Origin of the sequence: Rhizobium sp. Leaf262 (genome assembly GCF_001422245.1) — a bacterium.
Classification (GTDB): Bacteria; Pseudomonadota; Alphaproteobacteria; order Rhizobiales; family Rhizobiaceae; genus Agrobacterium.
Genome location: NZ_LMMM01000019.1, coordinates 231,393 through 237,500 on the forward strand (window position 1 = coordinate 231,393; position 6,108 = coordinate 237,500).

The 6,108-nt window shown below is 55.1% G+C and carries 9 protein-coding genes and 2 tRNA genes; 5 read left to right on the plus strand and 6 right to left on the minus strand.

The annotated features are described in order from the left end of the window. Positions 1–3 precede the first annotated feature (3 nt). A complete protein-coding gene (locus ASF29_RS21075) occupies positions 4–1,185 on the plus strand; it encodes a DUF1501 domain-containing protein (protein WP_062452619.1) in 1,182 nt (393 codons plus the stop codon). A 39-nt stretch (positions 1,186–1,224) separates the two neighbouring features. On the opposite strand, the gene ASF29_RS21080 is transcribed toward ASF29_RS21075, so the two are convergent. Both ASF29_RS21080 and rlmB read right to left on the minus strand, forming a co-directional pair. Then, a complete protein-coding gene (locus ASF29_RS21080) occupies positions 1,225–1,611 on the minus strand; it encodes an acyl-CoA thioesterase (protein ID WP_062452620.1) in 387 nt (128 codons plus the stop codon). A gap of 38 nt (positions 1,612–1,649) precedes the next feature. Next, a complete protein-coding gene (gene rlmB / locus ASF29_RS21085; protein WP_062452621.1) occupies positions 1,650–2,531 on the minus strand; it encodes a 23S rRNA (guanosine(2251)-2'-O)-methyltransferase RlmB in 882 nt (293 codons plus the stop codon). A 312-nt stretch (positions 2,532–2,843) separates the two neighbouring features. Here rlmB and ASF29_RS21090 point away from each other — a divergent pair. Next, positions 2,844–2,928, plus strand: a tRNA-Tyr gene (locus ASF29_RS21090). Positions 2,929–2,952: 24 nt separating this feature from the next. After that, positions 2,953–3,026 (plus strand) — tRNA-Gly (locus ASF29_RS21095). A 313-nt stretch (positions 3,027–3,339) separates the two neighbouring features. Here ASF29_RS21095 and ASF29_RS24555 read toward each other — a convergent pair. Both ASF29_RS24555 and ASF29_RS21100 read right to left on the minus strand, forming a co-directional pair. After that, positions 3,340–3,504, minus strand: coding sequence for a hypothetical protein (locus ASF29_RS24555; protein ID WP_156462769.1), 165 nt, complete (start codon positions 3,502–3,504; stop codon positions 3,340–3,342). Between the two features lie 43 nt (positions 3,505–3,547). Then, positions 3,548–3,802 (minus strand): hypothetical protein, encoded by a 255-nt coding sequence (locus ASF29_RS21100; RefSeq protein ID WP_062452622.1) that lies wholly within the window; start codon positions 3,800–3,802, stop codon positions 3,548–3,550. A gap of 442 nt (positions 3,803–4,244) precedes the next feature. On the opposite strand from ASF29_RS21100, the gene ASF29_RS21105 reads away from it, so the two are divergent. Further along, complete coding sequence (locus ASF29_RS21105; protein WP_062452623.1) at positions 4,245–4,661, plus strand: PAS domain-containing protein; 417 nt, start codon at positions 4,245–4,247, stop codon at positions 4,659–4,661. Between the two features lie 6 nt (positions 4,662–4,667). Here ASF29_RS21105 and ASF29_RS25070 read toward each other — a convergent pair whose 3' ends face one another. Both ASF29_RS25070 and ASF29_RS21110 read right to left on the minus strand, forming a co-directional pair. Further along, positions 4,668–4,790 (minus strand): hypothetical protein, encoded by a 123-nt coding sequence (locus ASF29_RS25070; protein WP_280136434.1) that lies wholly within the window; start codon positions 4,788–4,790, stop codon positions 4,668–4,670. Positions 4,791–5,017: 227 nt separating this feature from the next. Continuing rightward, complete coding sequence (locus ASF29_RS21110) at positions 5,018–5,647, minus strand: TerC family protein (RefSeq protein WP_062452624.1); 630 nt, start codon at positions 5,645–5,647, stop codon at positions 5,018–5,020. Between the two features lie 353 nt (positions 5,648–6,000). Between ASF29_RS21110 and ASF29_RS24205 the strand changes: the two genes are divergently transcribed. Continuing rightward, positions 6,001–6,108, plus strand: a 108-nt coding sequence (locus ASF29_RS24205; protein ID WP_156386499.1) for a GTP-binding protein, incomplete at its 3' end; no start/stop codon positions are given.

Genomic DNA, 6,108 nt, shown 5'->3' on the forward strand with positions numbered 1-6,108 from the left:
TCAATGGCCTTCTCACAAGACATGCTCATAAGCCGCCGCAGCTTTCTCGCCACGGCCTGCTGCGCTGCCGCAGTGCCGATGTTTTCGCCTGTCAGCTTCGCCGCGATGCCGGGCGACAACCGGTTCGTCACGATCGTTCTGCGTGGGGCGATGGATGGTCTCGATCTGGTGCAGCCCTACGGAGACGCCGCATTCGCCGGTTTTCGTCCAACTCTGGCGCTGACGCCGGAAAGCGGACTGATCGACCTCGACGGACATTTCGGCCTCAATCCGGCCGCTCAGCCCTTGATGCCGCTCTGGCAGGCCAAGGAACTTGCTTTCGTGCACGCCGTGTCCACACCCTATCGCGATCAGCGCAGTCACTTCGACGGGCAGGATATGCTGGAAAGCGGGGCCGAGCATGTGCACGGCGAACGCACCGGCTGGCTGAACCGGGCATTGTCCTCCATTCCTCGATCCGAAGATCGCAAGGCCATCGATATCAACACGTCGATGGAGTTGATTTTGTCGGGACCAAACGAGGCCGATGTCTGGGCCTCGACATCCAATATGACCATGGGTGCGGACGATGTCGCCTTTTTCAAACGCCTCTATGCCAACGACGCGGACTTCAACCGTGTCCTGATCGAAGCACTTCGTACCGACATGTCCGCCGAACAACTGTTTCAGGATGAAAAGCGCGGGCAGGGTATTCGCGACGTTGCCAAACTGGCGGGCGGGCTGTTGCGCGAGGATTACCGTATCGCCAGTTTTTCCGTCGATGGCTGGGACACGCACGCTGGGCAGAAAAGCCAGTTTGCCCGCACGGTCAAGGATTTGACCATCGCGCTGACGACGCTGAAGGACGCACTCGGGCCGGATGTCTGGAAAAAAACCGTCGTTCTCGCCATGACAGAATTTGGGCGCACGGTTCGTGAAAACGGTACGGGCGGCACAGACCATGGCACGGGAGGTGCCGCGATTCTGGCGGGCGGCGGTATCGATGGTGGTCGTGTGCTCGGCAACTGGCCCGGACTGGACGAGGGGAAGCTGCTGGATGACCGCGACCTGAACCCGACTGGCGATGTTCGCGAACTCGCAGCTGCCATGTTGTACCGGCAGTTCGACGTGGGCAGCGAAGCGCTGACCAACGGCGTGTTTCCAGGGTTGAGCTTCGACAGGTCTTCAGCGTTTCTAAAAGTGTGAGAACGAGCGCCGCGGCATGTTGTCGGGCGCTCGCTCGGTTCAGGCGTTGATGATGGGCGTCGGCTTGCCTTCAGCATCCATGGCAACCATGATGAAGGTTCCCGCCGTCACTTTCTCGAGGGCATCATAACGGGAGCGCTGAGCCCATGCTTCCACGGTCAGTGTTATCGACGTGCGACCGACCCGGGAAATATCCGTGTAGATGGAGAGTGTGTCGCCGATCTTGACCGGCAGCTCGAATGCCATCTCCTTGACCGCTGCCGTGACCACGCGACAGCGGGCCCGCTCCGCGGCGCGTATACCGCTGGCCAAGTCCATCTGCGACATGACCCAACCGCCAAAAATATCGCCCGCCGGATTGGCGTCCGCAGGCATGGCAAGTGTGCGAAGCGTGAGTTCGCCGGTTGGCTTGATCTGTTCTGGCATTATGACCCCCGTGAAAAGTGGTTTGATAAAAAGTCGACTTACGCCCTGGCCAGAAACTGACGCGTTGCATAAAGCGCGATGGCCGCGGCGTTGGAAACGTTCAGTGATTTTATTTCGCCCGGCATATCGAGCCGCGCAAGGGCAGATACCGTTTCTCGGGTCTTCTGGCGAAGGCCCTTGCCTTCGGCACCCAGAACGAGAGCGATCTTGTCGCCCTGGAAGGTCTGCTCGATGGGAGCCGGGCCCTCCGAATCGAGTCCAATGGATGTGAAGCCGAGCTTGTGGAGTTCGCCTAATGCATCGGCAAGGTTCGTGATCTGGATGTAAGGGATCAGTTCCAGAGCGCCGGATGCCGACTTGGCCAAAACGCCTGATTCCGTCGGGCTGTGACGCATGGTCGTGATCAACGCACCGGCATTGAACGCCACTGCCGAACGCATGATGGCTCCGACATTGTGCGGATCGGTTACCTGATCCAGCACAAGAATCAGCGGGCTGTCCTTGAGAGCGGAAAGTTTGCGTACGGGAAGCGGCTTTGTTTCCAACATGACACCCTGGTGGATGGCATCTGGGCCGAGAACCTTGTCGATGTCTTGAGGTGAAACCATTTCGACCGGGAAGGGCTGTTCTTCAGCCGTACCGATTTCCAGACGAGCGAGGGCGTTCTGGGTCACAGACAGCTTGACGATCTGCCGTTCCGTGTTGGCTAGCGCGGCGCGTACCGTGTGAAGACCATAAAGATGCACCTGATCTGGTGCCAGCTGCGGCGGCTTCCAGTCCTCTCCGCCCTTGGGCTTGCGCTTTTGAAATGCGGGCGTCGGGATTTCGCCACGTTCACGTTTGGCATCGCGCACCGCACGGCGCAGCGTTGCATAGTGAGTGTCGCGGGTGGATTTGTCGTTGGGATCGTCTTTGCTCATGCCGCCTTATATCGCTAGCGGTGCTCCCGCACCAGTACCCACACAGGAGCGTCGGCTATTCCTTTGCCATATCAAGCCACATTCTTTTGACGGTTTGGCGCCTGTCACACGAAAAGCCTGTGGTGTCAGGAGCGGCGTGTCTCGATAATCCACAGGCCTATGACTCTGTTCGAATTTTTCCTGAAATTTCGACACGCATCGTGTTGACAGACGCGGCGAGGGCAGTCATATACGCGGCCACAGACGACGAAACGGCAACGCGCCGAGACGGAAATCTGCTGAAGCTTGGTCGCTTGATCCTCGCAGAATACTGGAGGAATGCCCGAGTGGTTAAAGGGGACGGACTGTAAATCCGTTGGCTCAGCCTACGTTGGTTCAAATCCAACTTCCTCCACCATTCTGCACGGATCGAACCACCGCCGCGGGTATAGCTCAATGGTAGAGCAGCAGCCTTCCAAGCTGAATACGCGGGTTCGATTCCCGCTACCCGCTCCAAAATCATATTAAAAAATTATGTCGCCATTGTTCTTTATGAACGTGCTTTCGCGCGGCAAGTTTTTGTCGGTTTGAAGATCGTAATGGCTTACCGCACCCCGATTGTGAAATGACGGATCGCGGATGATCTTTGCGTAGCGCAAGGTCGCCATTCGCCAAACCACGTCGTTGAAGAGGTTGCCCAGAGGTTGAAGCTGCGCAGACGACCTTCAATACACAAAAGCCTCTGCCTTCAAATCCGCCACCGTTAAAACCGGTGAGAACTGATGGCCGAAGCTTTGAACTTTTGCCTGAAATCGGAGTTCGATGACGGCTATTGATTTTCCAGCTTGTGCAGGCGTGCCGCCTTCAAAATCTTGGATTTTTCTCTGTTACCGGTAATTCTTTTCTGTTCCAGCTCTGTTGCGACCAACTTCACTGTGTCGAAATCTCGTGCGGATGAAGGCCGCTTCGCTTTTGTTGGCTCTGGGTCGGTCATCTGCAGCACCTTGGCTTTCGAGGGAATTGTGTCGTGAACGATGTTAACGCGCAGGCTGTGAAAACGTTGCCTTCACATTCGATGAATCGGCATTGCGATCCCCATTTGGAACCCACCCCCTTGTATAACCGCGTCCCATCGCAACGACCGCCAGGCTCAACTGATGTTGCAGATGCTCGATTTCGTCCTGCATCGCCTCGATTGCGGCTTTTGCATCTCCGTCGTGACATTGCAGAATGTAATCTGCCACCTCGATTGGGACCTTTCTGTTTTCAGGACGCACGTTCTCGATCTCCATGTTTCAGAGCTGTAGCCGCAACGTATTTTGGAAAAGCGCGCGTCTGCTTAAGTGATGTTCTTATTATGTTCCAGCCTGCTAAAGAGTCAAGCGGTGGGATTATGTTTTGATATCGGAAATGAGAATGAGGGTGATATGGAGTAGGATAGGGGGCAGGGATGAGCCGACGTCCGACTCCGCGCCCAAGCGTCAATATTAAGCTTTAAGCATATAATAGATGCTTCAATCCGAGCGGACTTGGCACGAGAGGAACTGCCGGGAACATCTCGAGAAAAATACAGGTTTGATCGACAAATCGAAATAACAACCCTTCGATACAAATATGTGGAACAAATTCGTTTATTCTAAATTCTAAGAAAAAAGAGTGAATTATGCTCTGCCATGCGGTTCCCAGATACCGCGACATCGGGCATATTGGATGCGATTATACCCAGGATTGAAAATGCGTGATAGCACACCAATTCAACGTTATGTCGCTCTGAACCATGGTGGGTTTTATGCCTGGGATGTTCATCTGAACGTTTTTTGGGGCGACGAGAACTTCGCGAAGATTATGGGCTTTACCATCGAGGAGCTGAATACAGGTCTCCCCGCGGCGCGTATGATGGCCCTGATCCATGAGGAAGATCAGCCTCATGTCGCGCAGGGCATAAACGATTCGGTTCTGTCAGGCGAACCGTTTCAGATGGTGTACCGCGTAAAGCGCGGCGACGGTTTTGCCAAAATCACTGAGATGGGAAAGTGCTATCGTTATGTAGACGGTGTCGCCACGCTTTTTACCGGCGTCGTGTTCGATAGCTGTCCTGCCGGTACGTTTTCGGACGCGTCAAACGTCAACGCGCCCGTATTGGCGGATTGAAGGCGACTATCCAAAAGCGCCGAAGAAAGCCTGTATGGCAAGCGCCAACAGGAGAAGCAGGCCGAAGGCCATGCCGAGTTTGAAACGTCGAAAGCGCCGGGTGCGTCCGCCGGACCAGTCATAAGCCATTGTTCAGACAGCCTTATATTTATTAGTTATGTCGAACTTAGTGGCTGTCTATGCTTGCCCGAGGCTGACGGCAACCATGAAAAGGTAGGGGCTAATTTTACGACTTGCGGTCTATGCCGGGGCGATTTGCCGCGATTGCCCCCGGCGTCGTATTAGACAGTTCCCAAAGAAAAACCCGACAATCGCGAGACTGCCGGGCTTTGTTATGTAGAAAATATTTCAACGTGTTAGGCGAAATAGGGCTGTATGTATGGCCAGACCTCGACTGCGCCATGATAAAGCATGTTCAGCGCGACATAGACAATGACGAGCAGGCCTACATAGGAAATCCAGCGGTAGCGATGCAGGAGTTTCGCAACGAAGTTGGCTGCAAGGCCCATCAGGGCGATGGAGACGACCAGACCGATGATAAGAACCGTGACGTGATCCTGCGCGGCGCCTGCGACGGCGAGAACGTTATCCAGTGACATGGATACGTCGGCGATGACGATCTGCGTGGCTGCCTGAAAGAACGTCTTGTGTCCCTTGGTCAGGTCCGCTTCTTCGTCTGTGACCTCTTCGCCAGCATTGTTCTGCTCTCGAAGTTCGCTCCACATCTTCCAGCAGACCCAAGCAAGAAGAAGGCCGCCGAAGAGCTGCAAGCCGACGATCGCCAGCAACTGTACGGTCAATGCCGCAAAGGCGATACGCAGAACCGTCGCGGCAATGATGCCGACCAGAATGGCTTTGCGGCGAAGATGAGCAGGAAGTCCGGCGGCAGCAAGACCGATAACGATAGCGTTATCGCCCGCGAGCACTAGGTCTATTGCTATGACCTGAAGAAATGCCGTAAAACCGGCAGCAGTGAAAATTTCCATGGCAAATCCCGAAGCGGATATGAAGTGATGCCGTGAACGACAACGGCTGAAATGACGGGCTCGACATGACGCAGCCTTGACGGTCGTTCGTCTCCCCCGGGCGGACGTATCGTCCAATATGACATGAAACCGGTCTCCGTAAAGACTGGACGCGTGTTTATCGCGCCTATGCACATTTAAACTGCATTGACGCTGCAGCTTTCGCTCACCATATAGCTGCGATCCTGTCGCTTTAAGGCGCGCAAAGCGTGCGCCGACAATTAAGTCTTGCGCATTCGCTTGCAAAGCCTTAAACGGCGACACCAAACCGGTTCGCCGGGGAAACTACTTCACGTTCACAGGAAGCAATTCACATGGCAAAGAGCAAGTTTGAGCGCAACAAGCCGCACGTCAACATTGGCACGATCGGTCACGTTGACCACGGCAAGACGTCGTTGACTGCTGCGATCACGAAGTACTTT

Coding starts and splice junctions, on each gene's coding strand:
- ASF29_RS21075 (WP_062452619.1), top strand. CDS start 4: ATGGCCTTCTCACAAGACATGCTCATAAGCCGCCGCAGCTTTCTCGCC.
- ASF29_RS21080 (WP_062452620.1), bottom strand. CDS start 1,611: ATGCCAGAACAGATCAAGCCAACCGGCGAACTCACGCTTCGCACACTT.
- rlmB (WP_062452621.1), bottom strand. CDS start 2,531: ATGAGCAAAGACGATCCCAACGACAAATCCACCCGCGACACTCACTAT.
- ASF29_RS24555 (WP_156462769.1), bottom strand. CDS start 3,504: ATGACCGACCCAGAGCCAACAAAAGCGAAGCGGCCTTCATCCGCACGA.
- ASF29_RS21100 (WP_062452622.1), bottom strand. CDS start 3,802: ATGGAGATCGAGAACGTGCGTCCTGAAAACAGAAAGGTCCCAATCGAG.
- ASF29_RS21105 (WP_062452623.1), top strand. CDS start 4,245: ATGCGTGATAGCACACCAATTCAACGTTATGTCGCTCTGAACCATGGT.
- ASF29_RS25070 (WP_280136434.1), bottom strand. CDS start 4,790: ATGGCTTATGACTGGTCCGGCGGACGCACCCGGCGCTTTCGACGTTTC.
- ASF29_RS21110 (WP_062452624.1), bottom strand. CDS start 5,647: ATGGAAATTTTCACTGCTGCCGGTTTTACGGCATTTCTTCAGGTCATA.